The sequence below is a fragment of the Flavobacterium gawalongense genome (assembly GCF_007097265.1).
In the GTDB taxonomy this organism is placed as follows: Bacteria; Bacteroidota; Bacteroidia; order Flavobacteriales; family Flavobacteriaceae; genus Flavobacterium; species Flavobacterium gawalongense.
On sequence record NZ_VJZP01000026.1, the window covers coordinates 16,801 to 42,392 of the forward strand.

Annotated in this window: 21 protein-coding genes; 17 read left to right on the plus strand and 4 right to left on the minus strand. The window is 33.1% G+C overall.

The window, feature by feature from the left end:
• Window positions 1-21: 21 nt before the first annotated feature.
• The gene (locus FNW38_RS13030) at window positions 22-3,087 is read right to left on the minus strand and encodes a SusC/RagA family TonB-linked outer membrane protein (protein WP_218043726.1); all 3,066 of its coding nucleotides are present in this window, start codon (window positions 3,085-3,087) and stop codon (window positions 22-24) included.
• Window positions 3,088-3,290: 203 nt separating this feature from the next.
• Entirely contained in the window at window positions 3,291-7,583 is a 4,293-nt protein-coding gene (locus FNW38_RS13035) for a hybrid sensor histidine kinase/response regulator transcription factor (RefSeq protein ID WP_235890199.1), read from the minus strand.
• A gap of 301 nt (window positions 7,584-7,884) precedes the next feature.
• On the opposite strand from FNW38_RS13035, the gene FNW38_RS13040 reads away from it, so the two are divergent.
• Together FNW38_RS13040 and FNW38_RS13045 are read left to right on the plus strand one after the other, a co-directional pair.
• On the plus strand, window positions 7,885-8,667 hold the full coding sequence (locus tag FNW38_RS13040; RefSeq protein WP_143388113.1) for an RMD1 family protein: 783 nt from the start codon (window positions 7,885-7,887) through the stop codon (window positions 8,665-8,667).
• A 238-nt stretch (window positions 8,668-8,905) separates the two neighbouring features.
• Window positions 8,906-9,616 carry a DUF4339 domain-containing protein gene (locus FNW38_RS13045; RefSeq protein WP_143388114.1) on the plus strand — a complete coding sequence of 237 codons (711 nt, stop codon included), beginning with the start codon at window positions 8,906-8,908 and terminating at the stop codon, window positions 9,614-9,616.
• Between the two features lie 2 nt (window positions 9,617-9,618).
• Here FNW38_RS13045 and FNW38_RS13050 read toward each other — a convergent pair whose 3' ends face one another.
• Window positions 9,619-10,191 carry a DNA polymerase ligase N-terminal domain-containing protein gene (locus tag FNW38_RS13050; RefSeq protein WP_143388115.1) on the minus strand — a complete coding sequence of 191 codons (573 nt, stop codon included), beginning with the start codon at window positions 10,189-10,191 and terminating at the stop codon, window positions 9,619-9,621.
• Between the two features lie 295 nt (window positions 10,192-10,486).
• Here FNW38_RS13050 and FNW38_RS13055 point away from each other — a divergent pair, with 295 nt between their 5' ends.
• The gene (locus tag FNW38_RS13055; protein WP_144064891.1) at window positions 10,487-11,557 is read left to right on the plus strand and encodes a DUF3667 domain-containing protein; all 1,071 of its coding nucleotides are present in this window, start codon (window positions 10,487-10,489) and stop codon (window positions 11,555-11,557) included.
• A 47-nt stretch (window positions 11,558-11,604) separates the two neighbouring features.
• Here FNW38_RS13055 and FNW38_RS13060 read toward each other — a convergent pair whose 3' ends face one another.
• Window positions 11,605-11,970 (minus strand): hypothetical protein, encoded by a 366-nt coding sequence (locus tag FNW38_RS13060; RefSeq protein ID WP_143388117.1) that lies wholly within the window; start codon window positions 11,968-11,970, stop codon window positions 11,605-11,607.
• A gap of 325 nt (window positions 11,971-12,295) precedes the next feature.
• On the opposite strand from FNW38_RS13060, the gene FNW38_RS13065 reads away from it, so the two are divergent.
• The 14 genes from FNW38_RS13065 (at window position 12,296) to FNW38_RS13130 (ending at window position 25,589) form a co-directional block, all read left to right on the plus strand.
• The gene (locus FNW38_RS13065; RefSeq protein ID WP_143388118.1) at window positions 12,296-12,556 is read left to right on the plus strand and encodes a heavy-metal-associated domain-containing protein; all 261 of its coding nucleotides are present in this window, start codon (window positions 12,296-12,298) and stop codon (window positions 12,554-12,556) included.
• 105 nt (window positions 12,557-12,661) lie between these two features.
• Window positions 12,662-13,045, plus strand: a complete 384-nt coding sequence (locus tag FNW38_RS13070) for a hypothetical protein (protein ID WP_143388119.1) — start codon at window positions 12,662-12,664, stop codon at window positions 13,043-13,045.
• A gap of 452 nt (window positions 13,046-13,497) precedes the next feature.
• Window positions 13,498-13,830, plus strand: coding sequence for an ArsR/SmtB family transcription factor (locus tag FNW38_RS13075; RefSeq protein ID WP_143388120.1), 333 nt, complete (start codon window positions 13,498-13,500; stop codon window positions 13,828-13,830).
• A gap of 103 nt (window positions 13,831-13,933) precedes the next feature.
• Window positions 13,934-14,404, plus strand: a complete 471-nt coding sequence (locus FNW38_RS13080) for a DUF6428 family protein (RefSeq protein ID WP_143388121.1) — start codon at window positions 13,934-13,936, stop codon at window positions 14,402-14,404.
• A gap of 17 nt (window positions 14,405-14,421) precedes the next feature.
• Entirely contained in the window at window positions 14,422-15,054 is a 633-nt protein-coding gene (locus tag FNW38_RS13085; protein WP_185963145.1) for an arsenate-mycothiol transferase ArsC, read from the plus strand.
• A 2-nt stretch (window positions 15,055-15,056) separates the two neighbouring features.
• The gene (gene arsB, locus FNW38_RS13090; RefSeq protein WP_144064890.1) at window positions 15,057-16,100 is read left to right on the plus strand and encodes an ACR3 family arsenite efflux transporter; all 1,044 of its coding nucleotides are present in this window, start codon (window positions 15,057-15,059) and stop codon (window positions 16,098-16,100) included.
• Window positions 16,101-16,441: 341 nt separating this feature from the next.
• The gene (nirB, locus tag FNW38_RS13095; protein WP_144064889.1) at window positions 16,442-18,949 is read left to right on the plus strand and encodes a nitrite reductase large subunit NirB; all 2,508 of its coding nucleotides are present in this window, start codon (window positions 16,442-16,444) and stop codon (window positions 18,947-18,949) included.
• A gap of 157 nt (window positions 18,950-19,106) precedes the next feature.
• Complete coding sequence (gene nirD, locus FNW38_RS13100; protein WP_143388124.1) at window positions 19,107-19,484, plus strand: nitrite reductase small subunit NirD; 378 nt, start codon at window positions 19,107-19,109, stop codon at window positions 19,482-19,484.
• Between the two features lie 29 nt (window positions 19,485-19,513).
• A complete protein-coding gene (locus FNW38_RS13105) occupies window positions 19,514-20,101 on the plus strand; it encodes a DUF4202 domain-containing protein (protein ID WP_143388125.1) in 588 nt (195 codons plus the stop codon).
• A gap of 12 nt (window positions 20,102-20,113) precedes the next feature.
• Window positions 20,114-21,919, plus strand: coding sequence for a sensor histidine kinase (locus FNW38_RS13110; RefSeq protein WP_143388126.1), 1,806 nt, complete (start codon window positions 20,114-20,116; stop codon window positions 21,917-21,919).
• A 256-nt stretch (window positions 21,920-22,175) separates the two neighbouring features.
• Window positions 22,176-22,835 carry a response regulator transcription factor gene (locus FNW38_RS13115; RefSeq protein WP_143388127.1) on the plus strand — a complete coding sequence of 220 codons (660 nt, stop codon included), beginning with the start codon at window positions 22,176-22,178 and terminating at the stop codon, window positions 22,833-22,835.
• A gap of 154 nt (window positions 22,836-22,989) precedes the next feature.
• Entirely contained in the window at window positions 22,990-24,468 is a 1,479-nt protein-coding gene (locus FNW38_RS13120; protein ID WP_143388128.1) for an MFS transporter, read from the plus strand.
• A 349-nt stretch (window positions 24,469-24,817) separates the two neighbouring features.
• Window positions 24,818-25,027: a hypothetical protein gene (locus tag FNW38_RS13125; RefSeq protein ID WP_143388129.1), complete on the plus strand. Its 210-nt coding sequence runs from the start codon at window positions 24,818-24,820 to the stop codon at window positions 25,025-25,027.
• A gap of 280 nt (window positions 25,028-25,307) precedes the next feature.
• Complete coding sequence (locus FNW38_RS13130) at window positions 25,308-25,589, plus strand: hypothetical protein (protein WP_143388130.1); 282 nt, start codon at window positions 25,308-25,310, stop codon at window positions 25,587-25,589.
• Window positions 25,590-25,592 lie beyond the last annotated feature (3 nt).

A 25,592-nucleotide genomic window follows, 5' to 3' on the forward strand; every position in this document is an offset into this window, starting at 1 on the left:
TTATATTTTTTAATTTTTTATTTAAAGTTTAACTCTTACTCCAAAAATAAACGACTTAGACTGAGGATATGTTCCTTTGTCAATCAATGAAGTAGATTCCGGATCCAAGCCTGTGTAGTCGGTTATTGTAAATAAATTTTGACCTGACGCATACAAACGCATGTCTTTTATACCAAGAACAGATTTATTAAACGTATACCCAATTTCTAAATTTTTCAATCTCAAATAAGAAGCATCTTCCACAAAAACACTAGAAACATTACCGCCACCATTATTGTTAAAAGTAAGGCGAGGTGTTGTATTACTTGTGCCTTCACCATTCCAGCTATCCAATACGGCTGTTGTAGAATTGAACGGACGGCTATCATAATTTAAGATTTGTTTCAAATCATTGTAACGATCCACCCCTTCTACTCCTTGCAATAAGAAAGAGATATCAAAGTTTTTGTAACTCGCATTAAAATTGACACCGTAAGTTACTTTTGGAATTGGATTACCAATAAAAGTTCTATCATCGGCATTTATTTGTCCATCACTATTTATATCTTTAAACTTAATGTCTCCAGGTTGAGTCCCATTAGTATTCGAAAATAAATGAGAACTAACTTCGCCAGTATTTTGATAAATACCATCAAATTGATAGCCATAATACGAACTTATTGCTTGACCAACTTCTGTTTTAGTATGCGTATAATCGTCAGAAATATTTTTTACAAATTCATGAAGTTTGTTCACTTTGTTTGTTAGGGTAGCAATGTTTGCATTTATACCGTATTTAAACTCATGATCATTATTTTGAAAATTTACTCCAAATTCAAGTCCTTTATTGTTTACTTCACCAGCATTTACAAAAGTTCTTTCTATAACTCCCACCGATACTGCAGGTAAGCCCACGGTTAATAAAATATCATCGGTAGTTTTTGTAAAATAATCAGCTGTAAAAGTCAATTTGTTATTCAAGATTCCTAAATCAACTCCAAAGTTAGTTTGCGTAGTAGTTTCCCATTTCAAATCTGGATTACCATAACGTACTACATTTACAACTCCTCCTGTAGAAGATACCAATGTTTCGTAAGCATTATTTGGTAATTCCTGATTTCCGGCTTCACCCCAACTTGCTCTCAATTTTAAATTAGAGATCCAATCTGATTTTTTCATGAAACTTTCTTGAGATACTACCCAACCCGCAGAAACAGATGGGAAATACCCCCATTTATTATTAGGTCCAAATCTTGAAGATGCATCTGCTCTCATGGTTGCTGATGCAAAATATTTGTTGTCATATCCATAAGTCCCAGAAGCAAAATAAGATAACAAACTCCAGTTACTAGCTGATCCTGAACTGTAAGCATTAGTTGTACTTCCATAATCAAGATATCTAAAAGGATCTGTAGTATTGTCAAAATTTTGTCTGCTACCGCCAATTGCTGCCGCTTTGCTATTGATATTTTCCATCCCAAGCAATGCATTTACGCTATGCAATTCTTTGAATGTTTTAACATAATTCAATGTATTCGTAAAAGTAAATGTCATTTCCTGACCTCTATTTTCATCTAAACCATTAGGTCTGTTGTTTCTTCCCAAACCATAATATTGATTAGAAGTGTCATTGATATTGGCATCTCCAAAGTTTGAAGCAAAATTTTTGTTGTGAGAAAATTTGATGTCTACACCTAAATTACTTTTAAATTTTAAAGATTTATCTCTCAACAAAGCATATTCGCCGTACAAATTTCCAAAAGTTTGAAATGTATTTCTTTTGTCATCTGTAAAGTGAACAATAGCTATTGGATTTGAAGTGTATTCGTAAATTTTACTCCATCCGTCATTAGGTCCTGTATAAAAAGGTAAATCCGTATACGGATTGCTTTCAGTATAAGTTGGATCTGAAACATCTTTATAAACTCCTAAAACTGGAGGACGAATCAATGCATGACGAATAACTCCCGGTACATCTCCACTGGAAGATAATTTATCTTGTTTGGCGTAGCTAATTTGAAGATTAGTTCCCACTTTAAAACGATCTGAAATATCCGCATTAACATTTGATCTAAAATTAAAACGTTCGAATTTATCATTATCTTCTACCACTATACCATCATGTCCAAAATAACCTCCGGAAATTAAATATTGTACGTTTTCAGAACCACCACTTGCCGAAGCTTGAAAGTTTTTAGATATACCTGTAGTAAATAATTCATCTTGCCAATCAGTGTCTGCTAAATCAGTTCTGTTTCTGTCGGCTGTATAAGGACTAATTGCCGATGCTGCATTTCCGGCAGTATTATGCCAAGCTTGATCTTTTACCGTTAAGTATTGATCTGTATTCAACATTTTAGGAAGATTGGTAGCAAAATGAATTCCGGAGTACATATCAACATCAAAACTTGATCTGCCTTTTAGTCCACTTTTGGTCGTAATTAAAACAACTCCACTAGCTGCTCTGGAACCATAAATAGCTCCTGCCGCTGCATCCTTTAATACTGACATCGATTTGATATCCGATTGATTAAGGAAAGAAATATCACGGGTAGGAACACCATCTATAACATAGAGAACATCATTCTTACCAAGAGTTCCTTCACCTCTAATACGCAATTTTATACCATCACCAGGAGCACCGGTATTGGCAGCTACAAAAACACCGGCAACTTGTCCTTGCAAGGCTTGTGCAACATCTGCCACTCTTGTTTTTGAAAGGTCTCCCAGATCAACCGTGCTAACTGCTCCCGTTATGGAGGCTTTCTTTTGACTGGTATACCCTACGACAACAACCTCTTCTAATTTTTGTGAATCTTCAACTAATACAACATTTATTACAGTGTTTCCTTTAACCGGAATTTCTTTGGTTAAAAATCCAATATAACTAAAAACTAAAACAGCATTTGAATCTACATTGTTAATGGTATAATTTCCATCAAAATCAGTTGCTGTATTTACAGCTGTTCCCTTGACAGCAACATTTACTTGTGGCAATGGACCACTACTATCTGAAACAACACCTTTAACAGTTTGAGCGTACATTACACTCCCTGACAATATTGTCCATAATAAGACCATATTATAAATGACATTTTTTCTCATCATGAGGAAGTGTTAAATTGGTTAATAAATGGAGTGATTTTTTTCATGTTAATAAAAATTAGGTTAATTAAATGCATTAATGGTTTTTTTTGACTTAAAAATCAGTTCATAAAAGTAATTCCAGAGCATAAAAAAAGGTGTACACTATTTCATCAAAAGTGTACACCTGGATTAAAGATGCTGATTTTCAGATTCTTAAAAAATACTTAGCCTTTAGCTTTATACTTAAGCTGATAATTTTTAGGAGTGGTATTGTATATTTTTTTAAACTCACGGTAAAAATAAGAACGGTTATTAAAACCGGATTGATAACATACCTCAGAAACCGTCAATACATTCTTACGCAAAAGTTCAGCCGCATATTTTAATCGTATTGTTCGAATTAAATCACCCGGAGTAAAACCGAAAATTTGTTTGATTTTTCGATACAACTGCGAGTTGCTGATGCCCAATTCTTTTTCGATGAATAAGCTCTGAAGATTTTCATTATCGATATTTTTACGGATCAGTTCAATTACCTTTTTTACAAAATCTTTTTCCTCATTATTTATGGGAAGTGTCGATAGATTTTCGACCAGCGTATCTTGGGTAAAATGTTTTACTATTAACTCTTTTTCTTCCAGCAATTTTTGTATCCTTACTAATAAGTGATCGGGATAAAAAGGTTTCGGGATATAGGAATTAGCACCACTTTCCAAACCTTCAATTCTATGGATAACCGAATCTTTTGCGGTAAGCATAATAAATGGAATATGACAGGTTTTAATGTCCGTTTTGATTTTTTTACAAAGGTCTACCCCATCCATCAAAGGCATCATGACATCGCTAATGATAATATCAGGGATTTCTTTTTCAAGGATTCCTAAAGCTTCTACACCATTAAAAGCTGTAATAATTTTATATTTTTCATTTAATAAATCATTCAGGAATAAATGAATTTCTTTCTCATCTTCGACTATTAAGACTGTTTTCCGGCTGTCTTCCAACACTTCAAGTGATGAAATTTTATTTGGAGTATCATCAGACTTGCCCGGAATTTCTTCAAGGATATTTTTAAGATGATGAGAAATCAAAACCGGGCTCACTTCTACATCCAATTCTTTTTCAGTAAACGCCTCTTTGCTGCAAGGCACCAGAATAGTAAAGGTGGTCTCTTCATTAGGAATGCTTGAAACCAGAATTTCTCCTCGCAACACGGTAACCAGTTTTTTAATATAAGCCAGCCCGATACCCGTTCTAAACATATCGTTTTCCGTTACTGCATTGGTATCCGAAAGAAAAAAGCGATCAAATAAGGAATCTAATTTTTCTTTTGGAATTCCTTTTCCTGTGTTTACAATGGTTATGTTTAATCTTTTTGGATCCTCATCCTGAATGTGAAATTTGAGATCAATTTTTCCATTTTCAGGAGTATATTTAAAAGCATTTGACATCAGGTTGAATAGTATTTTCTCGATTTTATCCTTGTCAAACCATCCCGGCAATGTTGATGGAATGTCAAGATTATAATCGATATTTTTATCTAATGCCCATTCGTCAAACAATTCGGCAATTTGTTCGACCAGGTTTACAAGATCAAATTCCCTTGCCGTTACTTCTAAATAATCATATTCTGCTTTTCTGAATTCCAATAATTGCTGCGTTAGAAACAATAATCTTGAAGAATTACGCTGGATCATCTGTATGAACTTCTGATTTCTTTCGCTGAGATTTGCTGTTTCAGATAGTTTTTGAACAGGCCCGACAATCAAAGTTAAAGGAGTCTGAAACTCATGGGCAACATTCGTAAAAAATGTAAGTCGGTTTTCGTGAAGTTCTTCTTCTCTTTTTCGGAAAAGTATATTTTGGCTCAAGGATTGACGTTTCTTGTAATAACTGAGTACAAACAATATAAAAAGTGCAACCAATACGGAATAGATTACAATAGCAAGATTAGACTGCCAAAACACCGGTTTAATCCGGATATCAATTGCATGAACGGGTTTGCTCCAAACACCATCACTGTTGGACCATTTTATCCACAAGGAATAGTTTCCCTTAGGAACATTGGTGAAGGAAATAATTCTTCGGTTGTTAATGAAATTCCAATTGGTATCAAAATTCATCAATTGATACGCATATTGACATTTTTCATTATTGATATAAGTCAAAGCTGCCAATTCGATGTCAAAAAAGTTTTGATTGTGTTTTAAAACAATCGAAGGATGCGTAACAGCATTAGGCGCTATCACCAATCCCTGATAATAAGGAATCGCTTGATTTTGCCCGCTGATTTTATTAATAAGAATAGCTGGAATAATGGACGATTCTTTTATTTTTTGAGGTAAAAAATAATTAAATCCTTTTATTCCCCCCATAAAAATATAATCTGATTTTGAATCTTGGTAAAAAGCCCCATCGGCAAATTCATTATTTTGGAGGCCTTCATTTTTTGTATAATTAATAAACTTTGATCCATTAAGGATAAAATTGGATAACCCGAAATTCGTGCTTAACCAAAGATTGGATTTTTTATCCGAAACAATTCCATGAATGGTATTATTAGGAAGTCCTTGTTTAACCGTGAAACTTTTAAAAACTGCCTTCCCATCACTTTTTAAATCTTCTAACAAATTCAACCCAAAGCTAGTCCCTATCCAAAGTCTGTTTTTGGCATCGGTCTGCAGGCATAATATATCATTATTGGAAAGGCTTTTCGGATCGTTTAGTATATTTTTATACGTTTGAAATTGGCCCGATTCTTTGTCAAAAAGATTCAAACCTCCTAGTCGGGTTCCAATCCAAAGCTGATTTTGATTCTTCGGAATTATTGAAAAAATAATATTACTGCTTAATGCTTTTTCGCTATTATTAGCTGCAAGGTATTTTTTGAATTCGGTTACTTTTAATTTTTCGCCTGAACGCTCAATTTTACAACGAACCATTCCATAGCCATTCGTTCCAAGCCAAATAAATCCTTTTTCATCCTGATAAATAGTGTACGTTGACTTAAAATAACCACATTGTTCATTCCCTAAAATTTCCGACCAATTAATAAGTCTTGATTTTTTTAAGTCAAAAACAGTAATGCCACCTCCATCAGTACCTATAAAAATTAAATCGTCCTTCCCTTTGCATAAAGCAAATACAGCATTATTAATGGCGCTGTTACTTTCATTGAAGTTTTGGTATTGTAACGGTTTTTCAGTATTCAGATAAAAATCAGAAGGAAAGCGGAATAATCCTTTTCCTTTTGTCCCAACCCAAAAAGAATTTCCCTCTACTTTCAGAAATGCCCTAACAATACCTCCATCCAGTTCCGGAATTTGTGCTTTAGAAATAAGATTGAATGCCTTTTTAAGCGGATACATTTTAAAGATTCCGTCTCCATCGGTTCCTGTCCAAAGTACATTTTCACTTCCTTGAATTAAGGTTGTAATCTTTTGATTCTTCAGGTATTTCAACCATGATTTGTTAGCAATATTACCATTGCTGTCTATAATGAAATAGCCTGATTTACTGGAAATCACAAGCCCTTCCGGAACATGTCCAATACTATTTTCAATATTTTTTTCAGAAAGAATCTGATTTTTTTTATCCAACAAAGAATGTAGAACAGCATTTCCTTTTGTTGAGATAATACAAACTTTCTGATTTGAAACTATTCCAAACGTTTTAACATTGTTTGAAATCAATCTTACTTTTGAAACTGATTTCTTGTTGTTTTTAGTTTCAAGTGACAAAGTATAAAGTTCATTATTCTCAAACAAAACGAGTAATTCACCCGTTGGCGAGAACTCCATTTTTATGACCGCTTTTGTGGAAAGATTTTTGGTTCTTAACAACTGAAATTCAGTTCCGTCAAAGTAACCTATACCCCAATCTTTTACGGCACAAAATACGTTCTTTGAAGCATCAAGTGCCATATTAAATTCTGATTCTGATAATGGTGGCTTATTCTTTCTGGTAAAATAATAACGCTGAAACGTATCCGTTTTTTTATCATACCGATTAATTCCATGCATAGTTAATATCCAAATTCGACCCGCATTATCTTCGTCTATTTTAAGGATTACCTGATTACTCAGACTGTTTTCATTGTCTAATTCGGGTCTGAAAATTTTGAAATTATTTCCGTCATATCGATTTAGTCCATCCCAAGTCCCTATCCAAAGTAAATTTTCGGAATCCTGAAAAATAGCATTAACAGAACTATTTGAAAGTCCTTTAGTATTATCTAATTGTTCTGAAGAGTATTTTAAATCTAAAGTCCTGGATGAATCTAAAAGTGATTTAAGATTCTCATTTTTAACTTCAGGCATCGCAGCTCCTTGAAGACTATGAGTAATTGTCTTGTCTGCCGATTTTTCTTTATTGTTACAAGCAACAAGTCCTATAAAAATAAAGCTGATGAATAAAGTTTTAAATTTCAATGTAAAAAGTGTTTTCTGGATTTTTATTTTGGCTTTTCTGAAATGAATAATATTCATTATAAATACTATTGCATATATTATTTTCATTTTGTTGTTACAGCAGGCATGAAGTTAATATCCCAGTCATTTTAAGGGTACATAACTTATACCAGAAAATAAAATTTAACGAAATCGATATAATTATTAAGTTTTCAAATGTACAAAAAAAAGTTATCCGTAGAATACCATTAAAGAGCATGTGTTTTATGTAAGAATAGAATGTTTTAGCTAAAAATTGTTTTTTTAAAAAAATTATATTTAAAATATAACACTGAATATCAAAGCAATAACATAACCAAAATCTTATATCAAAGTTAAAATTTCTTAAATTTGTATAAAATAGTTTGTTATGGAAATTCGAATCGAAGCTGTTCAAATTGCCGAATCTTTCAATATCAAAAAATTTCGTGGGGATTTTCGTGCCGAAGTCCATTCGGGTTCCACTTCTGAAGTTTTTTATGCATTGGAGGAAAGCGAACGTTATTTGTATGTTTTTGATTATGGCGTGGTGGTCTTTGCCAATTATGATGCTGTAGCCAAAAGTGAATTCGTGGGCTTTATAAAAAATTACGCTACTACTCTGGTGGACTTGGATTTGTCTGAACAGTACCGCATTGAATCCGATGAAAAACTACAAAAGGTCATCGTAAAAAACAATTATGTCACCGTTCCCCAAATAGACTCTTCTTTCCTGCGAATCGTAATGCTTAACATAGGACAATCTGTTGCACTGGAATATTACGAAGTATTGACGGATGAACTCATTACGTCTTCAAAACACTATATACTGGAATTGGAACAACGCGGAAAACTCAGTATCTCCAAAACTAATTTGCTTAAATATATTGGCAAAGTTTTGAACGTCAAAAACAGTATTGTAGATAATTTATATATTCTTGATGACCCCAATCTGGTTTGGGATAATGAAGAACTCAACCTGCTCAACCGCCACCTCAAAGCTAATTTTGATATCAATACCCGTTTTAAAGATCTTGATTACCGTCTCCAAATTGTAGAAAACAATCTTACGCTGTTTACGGATGTACTGAACGTGAGGGAAAGTTCCCGTTTAGAATGGGTTGTCATCATATTAATTGCTCTCGAGATTGTAATTGCCTTGTTTTTTCATTGAAAATCTATAAAATTCACCCACCTGTGAAGTCTCCTAAATCAGATTTACTCTAACTACATCCGTAAACAGCGTGAAAATATTTCTTTGTCTCTTACTATCCTAGACAAACTTATTTTTTGCTATTTTTGTTTTTACAAGGATTTTTTTTAGAAAAATAAAGTAAATTGTATTTTTATATTTTGAATCTGTATAAGACCATTAAAGACACGAGCCAAAAGCGTCCATTAAAATACTATAAATGAAAACCTATTACATTCATAACGGAAGTGAAAACAGCGGCCCATTTGTTCTGGAAGAATTAAAAGCTAAAAAAATTACAAAAACAACTTTGGTATGGTTCGAAGGTATGGACGAATGGAAATATGCCGGTGATATAGACGAATTAAAAAGCATTTTGTTAGTAATACCACCGCCTCTAAAGAATATTCCCCCTTTACCAACAGCGGAGAAAAAAATAGCCAGTCAAACTATTTTGGGCTTAGATAAAAACATCTTTTTTTTAGCTTCTGGGATTTTAGTTTTAATTATAGGAACACTAATTTTCAATACTTATCAAGAAAACAGAAGTATGGAATTAGAGCAAAAAAATCACCAAACCGAATTTCGCAATCAACAAATTGAACTACGGCAAAAAGAAATTGACGAGCAAAAAATACAAATTGCCATCAAAGAAAAAATAGAATCCGAAAGGCTTACAAAAGAAAAAAAAGACTCCATAAATAATAGACTTTTAGAAATCAAGAAAATACTCGTTTCCAACAAGACCAATTTAGAAGAAAATAAAATTAAATTAGCTGACGCTAAAGAGTTTAAATTATTAAGGTCTACAGACGAAAGAGATGAGGATATTAGCCTGATTGAAAATGATATCAACCATTGGCAAAATGAAATTAAAAAACTAGAAAACGAAATGTATCGATTGTATTTAAAACTACAAACCGTTCATTAAAATTATTTTTCTAAACTTTCTAAAGTCACATTAGAAATTACCGATTTGTCTTGTTGCAAAACATCATCATCACTCGCGTATTGATCTTTTTTCTTTATCAAAAGCCAAGCATTTTTCTGTTTGATTTTAAGTTTCACCAATGCGAATTCGCCTTTGAGTTTTTTTCCATTTAAAATAAAACCAAGATGTCCTTCTTGTAAATCGGATTTTAATTTATTCTCGATATCTTCTACATCATCTGTATCAGCTAAGGCATAGGTTCCATTATCCCAAACGATAACATTCCCTGCACCATAATTTCCTTCGGGAATAGTACCTTCAAAATCTTTGTAATCGTAAGGATGATCTTCTACCATGATCGCCAGTCTTTTATCTGCCGGATTCATCGATGGTCCTTTGGGTATGGCCCAACTTTTTAATACTCCGTCCAATTCCAATCGAAAATCATAATGTAAATGGGATGCGGCATGTTTTTGCACTACGAAAATCAATTCGGTTGATGATTTTTTAATTTCACCTTCGGGCTCGGCGGTGGAATTAAAATTACGCTTTTGATTGTATTTATTCAAAGACATAGTAAATTAGGATTAGCGTTGAAATTAATATAAAAGTTACGATTTTAAATTTGTTTCCAGCCTATAAATCTGATTTAATAGCTTTTAAGTCCGCTTCGTAACACAACTACATAAGAAAATCCTCAAATTAAATTTAACGGTCATCAAGCTATACATTGATACTGTTAGAGACAGATGAAGCCTTGTTATGCATCCAATTTAATAGTTAATTAAAGGCTAAATATCCTCCTAACAATTAAAAACAGGCTGAAATTTCAATAGATTTACAATCTCGAATTGATTCCTATTTATACCCATGTCAAAAGAAAAGTTACGAAAAGATAAAACCTGCCTCAACTGTAATCATGAAGTGGAACAACGTTATTGCCCTAACTGTGGACAAGAGAATACTAAAACTAGTAAATCCTTTCATCACCTGTTTATTCATTTCTTTGAAGACTTAACTCATTATGATAATGCATTCTGGAGGACTATTTTTTATTTGTTTTTCAAACCCGCTGCTTTAACAAAAGCCTATATATCAGGAAAGCGATTGTTTTTTTTGCCACCTATACGACTCTATATTTTTATCAGTTTTATAACTTTCTTATTGATATCAATATTCCCCAATGAAACTGTTAAAATAAAGGATATCCCTAAAGTAAAAATAGGGAACGAGGTTATTGTCCCTACAATAGATTCATTACATATTGAAGAGAAAAGCGTAGACGGCTTAACAAAAGTGGGGATATTATCCAAAAAAAATAACGACACAATAAAAAAAATCTTACAGCAAACAGAAGAAATTGATAAAAAAGAGGTTGCCGATTTTGGATATAAATCCATTAACGAATTAGACTCAATACAAAAAAATGGTACCGAAAAAGTAAAAGTTAGTTCAACCGAATATTGGTTCCTTAAAAAGTGGCTTTCCGTAAAAGAAGAGAATACAAATGAAGAAATTATTGAAAAGTTCAGTGAATCTTTTACCAATAATCTATCAAAGGTATTATTTATGTATATGCCGGTTTTTGCCTTTATTTTATGGCTTTTTCATGATAAAAAAAGATGGCTCTATTTTGATAATGGTATTTTTACCCTACACTATTTTTCTTTCTTGCTTTTACTGATTTTAACTCTATTTTTTATAGACAAACTTTTCCCTGTATTTGGTAGCAACCCGGTTTTGGGTTGGATACATTTTGGTATAAAATCAATTGGTATTTTTTGGATGATTTATTATTTTTTCCCGGCACACCGCCGCTTTTATGGCGAAAATTTTATGCTCTCTTTTTTTAAAAGCAGTGCAATAATTATTATTAATCTAGTAATTATCACTATGTTGATAATTCTATTTGCATTATATACTTACATAAATATTCATTAAAGAATAACTAGAATATATAGTAATCTCATATTAATAAAGGGTTTATTTTAACTCTTATCTCCTGTATTCTCGTCTAAATTACTGTGATCATCACCGCCTATACTATAATGATTATTTTCTTCATCTTCATTCCCTGAATTTTCCTCTTCGTCATCTAATTCTGATCCGGGAACGTCTAAATCACCTCCGGAGACATCTTCGTTAAAATCTTTTTGATTCAATTCTCTGACGTTATTTATTTCAACTGGTGCCTTATTTTTAGAAATATCTTCCGGATCAATTTCCATTTCTTTATGGAACTGGCTATACATATCTTCGTTTGGAGGATACAAAAGGGAATCCGGTAATTTATCTTTATCTTTCTTATCCGGTTTTTGTTTATCCGGATTCGATTTGTCGTCTTTATTTTTCATTTTTAAACTTTATTTAATTGATTTTAAGAATACTAAGTTAATCATTTTTAAACAAAACACATCTGGTATCTTCTGAAAAAATCATACGATTCTTGCTATTAGCCATTTATCATTCATCCAATCCTGATTCACAATCTTTGTCCACCCTATTCTATAAACGGCTATTCATTCTAAATCCTAAAAAAAGATGCTTTGTCCAATATATTTTTAAAAATAATAGCATCATTTTTTATGTTCTTCCAACATAAATGATTAATTTTAAGCAACTTAATCGGCACTTCAATTATGTATAAACCGTATTGCCAATCTTTAAAAAATAAAAAACATGAGCGTACTAACTGACAATGTAATTCCAGGAAATCATGGTAAAATTTTTGGAACAAATGCTATGGAAGATTCCGATTTAATGGAAATTAAAGCCAGCTTATTGGAATTAGACGGAATAAAAGATGTGTTGCTGAATACCGAAATATTTCCCCGAGAATTCACAGTACACACATCCAAAATGGTATCCATAAGTGATATTGAAAACAAAGTAAAATCAGTGGGCTTTCACGCTATTCCAAAAGATTTATTTGAGCTTTAATATTTTGGAATAAATTTTCCCCAATTCTTTGCCTTTTGCAATTTCTACTAAAATAAAAAACAACTCAGATTCAATTAATCTCAAATTATTTAAAAAAGACGAAAAATGGAAACTAAAAAAACAATTTATCAATTACACGAAGAACACAAAACGTGGTTAAACAAACTTTTGTTTTATAAAGATGAACTTAAAATTATGGATAATCGAATTTTGGAAGTGGCAAAAAAAAACACTTCTAAAGAAGTACGCTCCTTAGCTGATCATTTTAATAATCAGCTGATTATTCAAAAGGAACAGATTGACATCTTAAATCATGATATTAAAAGCCACGAATTGTATCTTGAAGCAGCAGCGCTTGATAATCCTAATGGTATTGATAATGAAAAATTTTCAGACCATAAAAGGCACCGAGAAAGTATCGCTATTTTTGAGAAACTATTTAAAGATTTGAGAGAAGATTTGATTGATTTTCTATCGAAATGGATGTGAATTGGATGATTTGCAAAAATTAGAAGCACATTTTTTGAAAAAAAATGTAAAAAACTATTCCTTCGGCTACCGTCTGGACACAAATATTCAGACGAAATTTTAGCCACGAATTTCACTAATTTTTACGAATTAATTAGAGTAAATTAGTGAAATTCGTGGCTGTCTTTTTTATAATATCATAAAATCTGTGTAAATCTTTTCAATCTGTGTTATCTCTGTCCTATTTTAAACTTGTGTCCAAACGGTAGATTCCTTCGGAGTTTTTTTATTGTCGAATAAATTTTAAATTTTATTTGGAAACCATATCCTTTGCAAGCATCAACTTCAAAATGCTTGCCATACTATTGGCTATAGTAAACCAGACAGCCAATTAAAAATTTAAACAAAAATTATTATTCTAAATTTGGTTTTTATATATCTATATTGTAATATTGCAATATAAATATATAACGATGGGAATTACTAAATCAGAACATTTCACAGACGAGCAAAACGAATTAGCAACATTGGCAAAAGCCATTGGCCATCCTGCCCGAATTGCCATAATAGAACACCTTATAAAAGTGAACAGTTGCGTATGCGGTGATATCGTAAACGAACTGCCTCTGGCGCAACCTACCGTTTCGCAACACTTGAAGGAACTAAAAAACGCCGGACTTATAAAAGGCAATTTTGAAGGAAATGCCATTTGTTATTGCCTCAACGAAGAAGGTTTTAATAAAATAAAAGGCTTTTTTCAGCACATAAACACCTATTTAGAAAACAAGAAAAATCAATGTTGTTAATTTTTAAATTATAAAAAAATGAAATCGCCATGACTCAAAAAAAACAATATAATGTAGGAATGGCGATACCATATTCCGTTGAAAAAACAAATATTATCTTCATATGAAACTATCAGAAATTAAAAAACAGTTGAGCACGCTGGAAAACGTTGCTTTTGTATTGCCAAACGGAACTTATGTTCCAGAACATTTTCACGTAACTGAAGTAGGTTTAATCACCAAAAACTTTATTGACTGCGGCGGAAAAGTACGAAAAGAAACCGTTGTTAACTTCCAATTATGGGATGCCAATGACTTCGAACACCGTCTAAAACCACAAAAACTTTTGGATATCATCGCTCTTTCAGAAAAAGTATTGGGTATTGAAGATTATGAAGTTGAAGTAGAATTCCAAGCAGAAACTATTGGTAAATATGATATTGGTTTCAACGGGGAAGAGTTTACCTTACTAAACAAACAAACAGCTTGTTTGGCTCAAGATCAATGTGGCATTCCAGCAGAAAAACAAAAAGTAAAATTATCCGAAATTTCAACGCAATCAAACTGCTGTACTCCTGGAGGAAGCTGTTGCTAATTTTTTAAAACCGTCAAATGACTTTAACCAAAACAATCGTATTTCCAGAAATCGAAAAAGTAATCCGTGCTTTTGATTTTGAAAGCATTTCAGCAGAGCGCAAAATTATTTTGCAACCGCTTATTGATTTTATCCAAGACAAAGTTACCAACCAACAAGAAGTAAGGCTGAACTTGATTTGTACACACAATTCCAGAAGAAGCCATTTGTCCCAAGTATGGGCACAAACAGCAGCGGCACATTTCAATATAAAAAATGTATTTTGCTATTCTGGTGGTACCGAAGCAACGGCTTTATTTCCTATGGCTGCCAAAACACTAGAACAATCGGGCTTTAAAATTAAAACCATTGCAGCAGGCAATAATCCAATTTATGCCATAAAATATGCCGACAATGAACATCCCATTATTGGTTTTTCAAAAACTTATGATGACGATTTTAACCCACAAAGTGAGTTTGCAGCAATATTGACTTGTTCGCAAGCAGATGGAGGTTGTCCGTTTATTGCAGGTGCTGAAATGCGCATTCCTATCACATTTGAAGATCCAAAAGCGTTTGACAATACGCCACAACAAGCAGAAAAATATCAGGAACGCAGTTTGCAAATTGCAACTGAAATGTGCTATGTATTCTCCCAAATAAAATCATGATAATGGCCTCCAAAAAAAGATTAAACTTTCTCGATAGTTACCTTACACTTTGGATATTTCTGGCAATGGCAATCGGCGTTTCCATCGGTTACTTTATTCCGTCAAGCAGTGGTTTTATCAATTCCTTTTCAAGCGGAACGACAAATATTCCTTTGGCAATTGGATTAATAGTAATGATGTATCCGCCATTGACTAAAATTGATTTTTCAAAAATTCCTTTAATGTTTGAAAAGCCAAAATTACTCACCGCCTCTTTTTTAATCACATGGATTATTGGTCCGTTTTTAATGTTTTTATTGGCAACATTCTTTTTGAAAGATTATCCGGAATACATGACCGGTTTAATCATAATTGGGATTGCGCCTTGCATTGCGATGGTAATTGTTTGGAATGAATTAGCTGAGGGAAATAGAGAATTAACAGCTGGCTTAATCGGAATTAATAGTTTACTCCAAGTCTTCTTTTTTAGTTTGTATGCTTATTTCTATTTGAAAATTATGTTGCCATTATTTGGAATAAAAGGTGTGGAATTAAATATTACAATTGCTGAAATTGCAACAACAGTCGGAATTTATTTAGGAATTCCATTTGCACTAGCGGTAATTAGCCGCTATGCCATTAAGAAATTCATTGGCGAGAAATGGTTCAATCAGAAGTTTATTCCTTTTGTTTCTCCAATTACTTTGATTGCTTTACTATTTACAATCGTAATCATGTTCAGTTTAAAAGGCGAAATGATTGTTGATTTACCACTTGATGTGATTAGAATTGCTATTCCGCTTGTCATTTTCTTTACCATTATGTTTTTCTTGATGTTTTTTGTTTCAAAAAAGATTGGAGCCAATTATAGAGATGCCGTTGCCCTATCATTCACCGCTTCAGGTAATAATTTTGAATTGGCAATTGCAGTATCTATCGGAGTTTTCGGAATCAATAGCGGACAAGCATTTGCAGGAGTTATTGGACCATTAGTAGAAGTTCCCGCTTTGATAATTTTGGTAAATGTCGCTTTTTGGTTAAGAAAAAAGTATTATCAATCTAAATAATTTCTATAATAAAATAGATAACGATGGGTTTCGAATGTGATGCAAACCCTATAAAATACAAATGCAAAATTTTAAATTAAGACAAAGCTCCCAGACACTATTTGGGAGCTTTTTTTTGTTCGGTGCCATTTGATTAAAAAATACGATTGTGCAATAAATTACAGCTTGAATTAAGGAAATACAAAATATTTATTTCAGAAAAAGAGACCTTTAATTATAAATATCATATTTAAAATAAGTTTTTTTAAATAATTACCAATTAATTCTAAAAATACAAAATTAAACATCTAAATTAAGTATTAATACTTATATTTGCTTGATAATACTTAATTAATGAGATTATGATTAAAGTAATAGTAGTCGGAAACGGCATGGTAGGTTACAAATTTTGTGAAAAATTCATTGCAAAATCAGGACAGGAAGAATATCAAATCACCGTATTTGGAGAGGAACCAAGACGCGCCTATGATAGAGTTCATTTGAGTGAATACTTTGCAGGTAAAAGCGCTGACGACTTATCATTATCAACCTCAAATTGGTATGAAGAAAATAATATTACTCTAAATACTTCTGAATTAATTACTGATATTAATAGAGAACAAAAAACGATACATACCCATTTAGAAAAAACGCATACTTACGACTACTTAGTTCTAGCAACAGGTTCGTCTGCTTTTGTGCCACCTATAGAAGGAGTTGATAAAGAAGGTGTTTTTGTATACAGAACTATTGAGGATCTGGATGCGATTATGGCTTACGCAAAAAAAATAAAGCAAAACGGCGCTACTGAAGCTGCTGTTTTAGGTGGAGGATTACTAGGACTTGAGGCTGCAAAAGCAGTATATGATTTAGGTTTAAATCCTCATGTAGTGGAATTTGCCCCTCGATTGATGCCAAGACAGCTTGACAAAGGGGCGAGTGATATGTTGCAATCAAAAATTGAGGAACTCAATATTAGCATTCACCTTAACAAATCAACACAATATATTGCAGGAGAAGATGCTATAACAGGAATGATGTTCGAAGAGAATGAACTCCTAAAAGTAGATATGCTGGTGATTTCTGCGGGAATAAAACCACGAGACGAACTAGGAAGGGTTTCCGGTCTTGAAGTAGGTGTACGAGGAGGAATTGTAGTCAATAATAAAATGCAATCTTCAGATCCCTATATCTATGCCATAGGTGAAGTGGCATTGTATAATCATATGATTTATGGTCTTGTAGCTCCTGGATACGAAATGGCCGATGTTGCGGCTGAACAAATCCTGCAACGAGATAAAACGATGAGGGAAACCATCGATATGTCTACACAATTAAAATTAATTGGTGTTGAAGTTGCGAGTTTTGGTGATCCTTTTATAGAAAATGAGGATGTGACCGCGATTGTTTACGAAAACAAATTAAGTGGAATTTATAAAAGAATCAATGTTACCAAAGATTCCAAAACCCTGTTGGGTGGAATTCTAGTAGGTGATTCAAGTGATTATAATGCCTTGTTCCAAATTTACAGCAATGCCATGCCATTGCCTAAAAATCCGGAAGATTTGATTTTGGGTTCAAGAGGCGGAGGAAGCTCCACTATGGGAAGCGCCATGGATTTACCGGACTCTGCTGTAATTTGTTCTTGTGAAAATGTAACCAAAGGAGCTATTTGTTGTTCAATTATCGACGAAACATCTTCTAATCTTTCAGACGTCGTTAAATTGACCAAAGCCACTACAGGTTGTGGTGGATGCAAGCCAATGGTTGCAGATTTAGTGAAAGAAACTCAAAAATCATTAGGAAAAGAAGTCAAAGATGTGGTTTGTGAGCATTTTGCTTATAGCAGACAAGAACTATATGATATCGTAAAAATCAACAAATTTACCAATCACAATGAAGTATTGGGAACTGTTGGAAAAGGAGATGGATGTGAAATCTGTAAACCTGTTTTATCTTCTATATTCTCCAGTATATATAATGATACTGCAAACAAACATATTCCTGAACAAGATTCAAACGACAGATTCTTAGCTAACATTCAACGTAATGGAACATATTCTGTTGTACCTAGAGTTACAGGAGGGGAAATTTCAGCTGATAAACTAATCATACTCGGCGAAGTAGCAAAAAAATATAATCTATATACCAAAATTACCGGAGGACAACGTATTGACTTATTTGGTGCCGAATTAAATGACTTACCTGCAATTTGGAAAATATTAATAGACAATGGGTTTGAAAGTGGCCATGCTTATGGTAAATCACTTCGTACAGTAAAAAGCTGTGTAGGTAATACTTGGTGTCGTTACGGAATGGACGACAGTACCACTTTTGCTATTGAGCTGGAAAACAGATACAAAGGATTACGCTCACCTCATAAAATAAAAGGAGGGGTTTCAGGTTGTATTAGAGAATGTGCAGAAGCCAGAGGAAAAGATTTTGGAATTATTGCTGTAGATGGAGGTTGGAATTTATACATCTGTGGTAATGGAGGAGTAAATCCAAAACACGCTGTTCTATTTGCAGAACAAGTTGACAAAGAAACTTGTTTCAAATATTTAGACCGTTTCTTGATGTATTACATCCGTACAGCTGGACCATTAGTACGTACTTCTACTTGGTTAGAAAAACTGGAAGGTGGATTAGATTACTTAAAACAAGTGGTAATCGAAGACCGCTTAGGAATTGCAGGAGCTTTAGATAAAGAAATGCAAGGTTTAGTAGATACTTACGCATGTGAATGGACTCAAGTTATTGAAAATCCTGAATTGCAAAAACGTTTTACTCATTTTACCAATTCTGAAGAAAGAGATGATACTATTGAATTTGTACCTATAAGAGATCAAAAAATGCCAAGACCTTGGTAATCCTCACCCCAGCCCTCTCCAAAGGAGAGGGAGCAAAATAAAAAAATAGAATTCATAATTCTTAATAATAAATTACCATAAAAATTAACTCTTTCCACTCTCGACTCCCTCTCCTTTGGAGAGGGCTGGGGTGAGGAAAAATTAAAATACTATTCAAATGGAAGATATTCTAAATCAATACAAAACCGTAAACTTAAACGAAGTAAAAGTATGGTTCAAAGCAGGAAAAACATCCGATTTTCCTAGTGATGGTGGTGGTTGTATCAAATACAAAAACAAGCAGATCGCTATTATAAAATTTGACCGAAGAAACGAATGGTACGCCTGTCAAAATTTATGCCCTCATAAAATGGAAATGGTGCTTTCAAGAGGGATGATTGGCTCTGCGGGTGATATTCCTAAAATTGCTTGCCCATTACACAAAAATACATTTTCTCTAATAGATGGTTCTAATCTCAATGGTGAAAATCCAAAAATAGCCATCTATCCGGTAAAAATTGTAGATGATGAGGTATTCGTTGGCTTTTTGGAATAATTATGTATCTTTGATTTTAAACATTTCAAATGACGACAACTCCATTCCAGAACGCCAGTACTTGGATTGATGCAGAAAATGCTCAAGACCCAAACCACGAAACATACCAATCCAAAACGTATCCAAAAGAATTATTATATTCTAATAGAATGTATGAAAGGCTGATGGATTTTCATCCAAATGCATCCGAAGCCGTTCAGATTGCCTCCAAAGCACAACACATTTGCCGTTGGAAAATAGCCCGGGAATCCTACCCTATGGATCGCGTGGGTTATTTAAAATGGCGCGAAGATTTGAAAAAATTTCATGCCAAAACAACGGCTGTTATTTTAGAAAAAGCAGGTTACAATGAGGAATTTATTGCCCGAGTTTCTTTTCTAATCGAAAAAAAATTACTTAAAAAAGACGAAGAAACACAACTCTTGGAAGATGTAATATGCTTAGTGTTTCTTGAGTATTATTTAGACCCTTTTGTTCACAAACACGATAGGGAAAAAATGAAAAATATCATTCTGAAAACTTGGAATAAAATGTCTGAAAAAGGACATCAAGAGGCACTAAAAATAAACTTTAGCCCTGAAAATCTTGAATTGATAAAAGAGGCCCTTGGATTGTAATTCAATTTCTTTATGAAAAGCCCTAAAGAATCCATCGATACCATTTCATTCAAAAATTTACGACGATTGTATCTTTTCGCCTTATTAACTATTGCCATTACGGTACTGTTGAGCCAATTGCTGATACAATACAATCTCAACAGTCAGTTGAGTGATTCGCGAATCATCAACATTTCAGGAAAACAAAGAATGTTGAGTCAGAAATTGACAAAAGAAGTTTTGATTTTGAATTTCGTGACCGATACCACCAAAAGCAAACAAGAAATCATTCGAATCAATAAAACCATTACGCTTTGGAAGTTTAACCATTATGCTTTGGAAAATGGTAATGACAGCCTTGGTTTCCCAAAAGAAAAAAGCGTAGCCCTTTCCAAATTATTTAAGGTAATCAAACCCAATTTTGATAATATCCTAAACGCCACAACCCTTTTTTTAGAAAATAAAAAAGTACATGCGAAGGAAAGGGAAAATCAAAAACTAGTACAAACCATTCTTGAAAATGAAGGCATCTTCCTTTCCAAAATGAACCAAATTGTGGGCGAGTACGACAAAGAAGCACTCGAGAAAGTAACACTGCAAAGCAAAACGGAATATGCAATTTTACTATTTACCCTATTGGTTTTGTTATTGGAATTCCTGTTTATTTTCAAACCCACAAACCAAAAAGTAGAAAAACTTATTTCTAAACTTTTATCCTCCGAAAAAACGGCATTAAAACTCGCTTACAACACTGAAATAATTAGTGAAATAAAAGAAAATTCAGTCAAAGAATTGAAATCACTCAATTACGCCATGGAGAATACCCTGCTCTATTGCCGTGTTGCCCCTGATGGTTCCCTAATACATATTGGTGAGAAATTCTCAAAACTGCTTCAATATAACCCATTCATTTCAGACAAAACCTTCTCCCAAGTATTAACGCCAATAGAAAAAGAGCAACTCGTAATCGATCGGATTATTTCCGAGAAACAGCGCAGTGGCTGGCAAGGTGAACTCAATATCACCAATAGAAATGGAGAATCTATTTGGTTGGACTTATCAATGGTTCCCGTAACCATAAAAAAAGAGGAGTCCGAATTATTGATTATCTGTTTTGATATTACCGAACGTAAAAAAGCGGAACAGGAAGTCGAGCGATTGAATACCGAAAATGTAACCGATAAAATAAACCAACAGAAAATTATTTCGAGTAAAATTGTCGAAAATCAGGAAAACGAACAAAACAGGATTGCCAGAGAAATTCATGATGGAATCGGGCAAATGCTTACCGGATTAAAATTTAGTTTGGAAAGCATCAATCTGGATGATAAAGAAAAAGCAGCTCAAAAAATAGAGTACTTAAAAAAATTATCACTAGATATCATAAAAGGGGTTCGTACCGCTACCTTCAACTTAATGCCCCCGGAATTGAGCGATCATGGTATTGTTTCCTCCATTGCAAAATTGGCTCAGGAATTATCAAAATTGACAGGAAAGAATATTCTTTTTTACAATAAAACCAATTTTGACAAACGACTCGATTCTTTGATTGAAATCAACATCTATCGACTGACTCAGGAAGCCATTAACAACGCTTTAAAATATGCCGATTCCACACATATTATTGTACAATTATCTCATAGTAATTCTATTTTGAGCATTACAATTGACGATAACGGAAAAGGATTTGATATTAATGGGGCTGAAAAGAAGAGAAACAGCGAGTCCGGAATGGGGTTGGTTTTTATGAAAGAAAGAATCCAATATATTAATGGTCGGGTTTTCATTAACTCTATTCCAGGAGAAGGGACTCGTATTACTTTTAATATTCCCATTTAAAGAGGAATGACAAAAAGTAATTCTCAGATCCCAAATAAATTTCAATCCCGAAGCTTCGGGACAGAAAACTTAAAATTTCAAACCTTAGCAAGCTCAAATGAATTATTTATTTACGGTACGTGAGGTTTCAAAAATTGAAAAATTGGAATTAATTTGAAATTTGTCTTTTGTTTTTGCCTTTTGTTTAAATTACGTATCTTAGCCATTATTTTAAGTTAATATACGTAATAATTAAGATTTAAAAATTAAGTAAGTTATGAGTAATACGATTCGAGTTGTTCTTGCGGATGATCATGTATTTGTAAGAGATGGTATCAAATCATTATTAGAAAACGAAGTAAACATAGAAGTTGTAGGCGAAGCTACGGATGGTTTAGAAGCACTTAAAATACTGGGAATCAGCAAACCTGACTTACTGATTTTAGACATTCGTATGCCCAATTTAACCGGTATTGAAGTGGTTGAAAAATTGAGAAGCCAAAACAATACAGTAAAAATTGTTATGCTTTCCATGCATGAATCGGAAGAATACGTATTAAAATCAATTAAAGCAGGAGCCGATGGCTATTTACTAAAAGGTTCCAGTAAAGAAGAATTTCTTAAAGCACTTCATACCGTTGCTAATGGTGGAAAATATTTTAGTGGCGACATCTCTTCTATATTAATAGGCCAACTTAGTAATCCGGCTGCATCTATGGAAACTAAGCAAATATTGGACGAAGAAATGCTGATAACCAAAAGAGAAAAAGAAATCCTTAAACTTTTATTATCCGGAAAAGGCAATAAAGAAATTGCGGAAGCTTTAGACATCAGCAAACGTACTGCAGAGGTTCACCGTTTTAATTTGATGAAAAAATTAAAAGTAAAAAATCTTATGGAACTTTCTAATAAAGCAACTGAATATTCTTTATTGTAATCTTTCTTTTTGCAGAAAAATATTTCCAATTCCTTAAAGACTACGTATATTTAGATAAATTAAGTATAAATACGTAATTATTTTTCGTAAACTGCGAAAACGCAGGTTTTAATAAAACATTAGTACTTATTTTTGTCAAAAAAATACAAGTATTATGAAAACTACAAATTCTTTATCACAATCTCACAGAATCTTATTTCTGAATACCCTTGCCTTTACGGTATGTTTTGCTTGTTGGACTCTAAATGGAGTGTTGGTTACCTTTTTGGTTGACAATGGCATTTTCAACTGGAGTGTTGTACAAGTAGGTTGGCTTTTGGGAATTCCAATTTTAACGGGTTCCATTATGCGTTTACCAATAGGAATGCTGACCGATAAATATGGCGGAAAATATGTTTTCTCCTTTTTATTGCTGCTTTGTTCCATTCCTTTGTTTTTACTTCCTTTAGCAGATAGCTTTTTTATGTTTGCGGTTTTAAGTTTCTTGTTTGGAATGGTAGGAACCAGTTTTGCCGTGGGTATTGGATTTACTTCAATTTGGTATCCAAAAGAATGGCAAGGAAGAGCTCTTGGAATTTTTGGAATGGGAAATGCTGGAGCAGCCATTACGACTTTTATGGCTCCGTCTTTGTTAAATCAATTTTCGGTTGAAGACCCACAAAATGGTTGGAAATTATTGCCGGTTATATACGGTATTGCTTTGTTAGTTATTGGAGTTTTATTCTTGGTTTTTGCCAAAAACAAAAAGATTGAAAACCACACTAAAACTGTTTCTCAAATGCTTGGATCATTGAAAAGTGTTCGAGTTTGGAGATTTGGAGCTTACTATTTCTTGGTATTTGGATGTTTCGTGGCCTATGCACAATGGTTGTTGCCTAACTTTATGAACGTCTATCAAACCAGTTTGGTAATGGGAGGAATGTTTGCCACCATGTTTAGTTTGCCATCTGGAGTAATTCGTGCTTTTGGAGGATATTTATCCGATAAATTCGGAGCCAGGAAGGTAATGTATTGGGTTTTATCATCCTCTGTAATACTAAGTGCCTTGTTGATGGTGCCAAAAATGGATATCACAACGGCTGGTCCTGGTGTTATGGCAGGAAAAAAAGGAATAATAACCGAAGTTTCTGAAACCAATGTAAGAGTTGGAGAAAAGGATTTTCCAATCAATAAAAAAGTAGAAAAACCAGTTGAAAACTCTGTTTTTCCAACTAAAAATTCTTGGCAAGAAGTTGTTGTGAAACAAAACCAAGAAGTAAAGAAAAAAGAATTGTTGGCCAAAGGAGTAACAGCCATTCATTTTAGTGCCAATATGTGGGTATATTTAGTTTTAGTAATCTTGATTGGTATTTCCTGGGGAATTGGAAAAGCGGCGGTTTACAAACATATTCCAGAATATTTCCCGACAGAAGTGGGTGTAGTAGGAGGAATGGTAGGAATGATAGGTGGATTGGGAGGTTTCTTTGGGCCAATTATCTTTGGATATTTATTGACCAGTACTGGTTTTTGGTCAAGTTCTTGGATATTCATTTTGGTATTATCAGCCATTTGTTTGATTTGGATGCACAGAACAGTAACCAAAATCATGAACGAAAATCAGCCTACGCTATCCAGAGAAATGGAACGTAAATAATAATACTTTTTTGAATGGGTTATTTGGGTTAAAAAAATTGTTAATAAACACACCAGTAAACTTCATTTAAAAAAGAGCAGCAAAACTTTCAATTCCTCTAGAAAGTTTTTACTTCATGCACAGACGTAACGCTTTCTATTACGGTTTTACGTCTTGTGTAGAAGCTAAAAAACAACCGCAAAGTCGCAGATTTTAAAGCTGTGAGTTTGCGGTTTTGTTTTTAATTATTTGAGAAATAATGAAATTTAATTTAGTGTATATTTGAGTTTGATAATAAATACTTGTGATTTATAAGTTGCGTGTATAAATGAGTTACCTGCCATTCTAGAACTACTAACAACGACAGAAAATGAACAGAATTTTGATTCTTTTAATAATTGCACTATTAATCTCTTGTAAAAACAACAAGACACAAAATTATGCGATAACTTCAAAAATACCATTATCTGCAAAACCAACTGAGGAGATAGCCACTGAACCAACTATCGAAGATAAACTCAAAAGACACTTCGAACTTTACAGAATTAAACCTTCGATTATAATTAATAGAAGACAATAAAACAGAAATTCAACTCTCAAATCACAAAATAAAATGGTTCAACACCGACAATGAAACCAAAATCAGAATTGATAATGACCTTTTTACGTTAAAGGACAAATTAACTTTAAACAAAGTTAGAGACGACAAAGACAGCGTAGATTTTGCAAACAATTGGGACGAAATTAAACTCTACAAACATAATGATAGAGAATATATAGGAATACGAATGTCTTTCGACCCTTGCACAGGAATAGGTTGTAGTGTCAACTATTACTTGATTTATGACGTAAAAACAAAAATGAAAAACTTCTTCGGCACTTTTCGTACCGAAAACAAATTAGAGCTTTTTGATTTCAATAATAACGACAAAATTGACTATGTATCTAAAACATATATTGATGATGTAGCGGAAGAAATTGTGAACTTGTATGAACTATATTCAATGGGAATTAACGGAAAATTCAATTTTCAAGTTGACAACCAAAACAAACCTTATTTTATTAAGAGAACTTTTAACTCAGAAACTGATAAAGAAATTAAAGAAAAGTTTGAACAATATTGGATAACGAAAATAAAATAACCC

What these genes read in the sequence shown, in the direction of transcription:
- FNW38_RS13030 (WP_218043726.1), bottom strand. Translation starts at nt 3,087, where the DNA reads ATGATGAGAAAAAATGTCATTTATAATATGGTCTTATTATGGACAATA.
- nirD (WP_143388124.1), top strand. Translation starts at nt 19,107, where the DNA reads ATGGAAGATATTCTAAATCAATACAAAACCGTAAACTTAAACGAAGTA.
- FNW38_RS13115 (WP_143388127.1), top strand. Translation starts at nt 22,176, where the DNA reads ATGAGTAATACGATTCGAGTTGTTCTTGCGGATGATCATGTATTTGTA.
- FNW38_RS13040 (WP_143388113.1), top strand. Translation starts at nt 7,885, where the DNA reads ATGGAAATTCGAATCGAAGCTGTTCAAATTGCCGAATCTTTCAATATC.
- FNW38_RS13070 (WP_143388119.1), top strand. Translation starts at nt 12,662, where the DNA reads ATGGAAACTAAAAAAACAATTTATCAATTACACGAAGAACACAAAACG.
- FNW38_RS13125 (WP_143388129.1), top strand. Translation starts at nt 24,818, where the DNA reads ATGAACAGAATTTTGATTCTTTTAATAATTGCACTATTAATCTCTTGT.
- FNW38_RS13055 (WP_144064891.1), top strand. Translation starts at nt 10,487, where the DNA reads ATGTCAAAAGAAAAGTTACGAAAAGATAAAACCTGCCTCAACTGTAAT.
- FNW38_RS13035 (WP_235890199.1), bottom strand. Translation starts at nt 7,583, where the DNA reads ATGAAAATAATATATGCAATAGTATTTATAATGAATATTATTCATTTC.
- FNW38_RS13050 (WP_143388115.1), bottom strand. Translation starts at nt 10,191, where the DNA reads ATGTCTTTGAATAAATACAATCAAAAGCGTAATTTTAATTCCACCGCC.
- FNW38_RS13065 (WP_143388118.1), top strand. Translation starts at nt 12,296, where the DNA reads ATGAGCGTACTAACTGACAATGTAATTCCAGGAAATCATGGTAAAATT.
- FNW38_RS13105 (WP_143388125.1), top strand. Translation starts at nt 19,514, where the DNA reads ATGACGACAACTCCATTCCAGAACGCCAGTACTTGGATTGATGCAGAA.
- FNW38_RS13060 (WP_143388117.1), bottom strand. Translation starts at nt 11,970, where the DNA reads ATGAAAAATAAAGACGACAAATCGAATCCGGATAAACAAAAACCGGAT.
- nirB (WP_144064889.1), top strand. Translation starts at nt 16,442, where the DNA reads ATGATTAAAGTAATAGTAGTCGGAAACGGCATGGTAGGTTACAAATTT.
- FNW38_RS13110 (WP_143388126.1), top strand. Translation starts at nt 20,114, where the DNA reads ATGAAAAGCCCTAAAGAATCCATCGATACCATTTCATTCAAAAATTTA.
- arsB (WP_144064890.1), top strand. Translation starts at nt 15,057, where the DNA reads ATGGCCTCCAAAAAAAGATTAAACTTTCTCGATAGTTACCTTACACTT.
- FNW38_RS13080 (WP_143388121.1), top strand. Translation starts at nt 13,934, where the DNA reads ATGAAACTATCAGAAATTAAAAAACAGTTGAGCACGCTGGAAAACGTT.
- FNW38_RS13045 (WP_143388114.1), top strand. Translation starts at nt 8,906, where the DNA reads ATGAAAACCTATTACATTCATAACGGAAGTGAAAACAGCGGCCCATTT.
- FNW38_RS13120 (WP_143388128.1), top strand. Translation starts at nt 22,990, where the DNA reads ATGAAAACTACAAATTCTTTATCACAATCTCACAGAATCTTATTTCTG.
- FNW38_RS13075 (WP_143388120.1), top strand. Translation starts at nt 13,498, where the DNA reads ATGGGAATTACTAAATCAGAACATTTCACAGACGAGCAAAACGAATTA.
- FNW38_RS13085 (WP_185963145.1), top strand. Translation starts at nt 14,422, where the DNA reads ATGACTTTAACCAAAACAATCGTATTTCCAGAAATCGAAAAAGTAATC.
- FNW38_RS13130 (WP_143388130.1), top strand. Translation starts at nt 25,308, where the DNA reads ATGAAAAACTTCTTCGGCACTTTTCGTACCGAAAACAAATTAGAGCTT.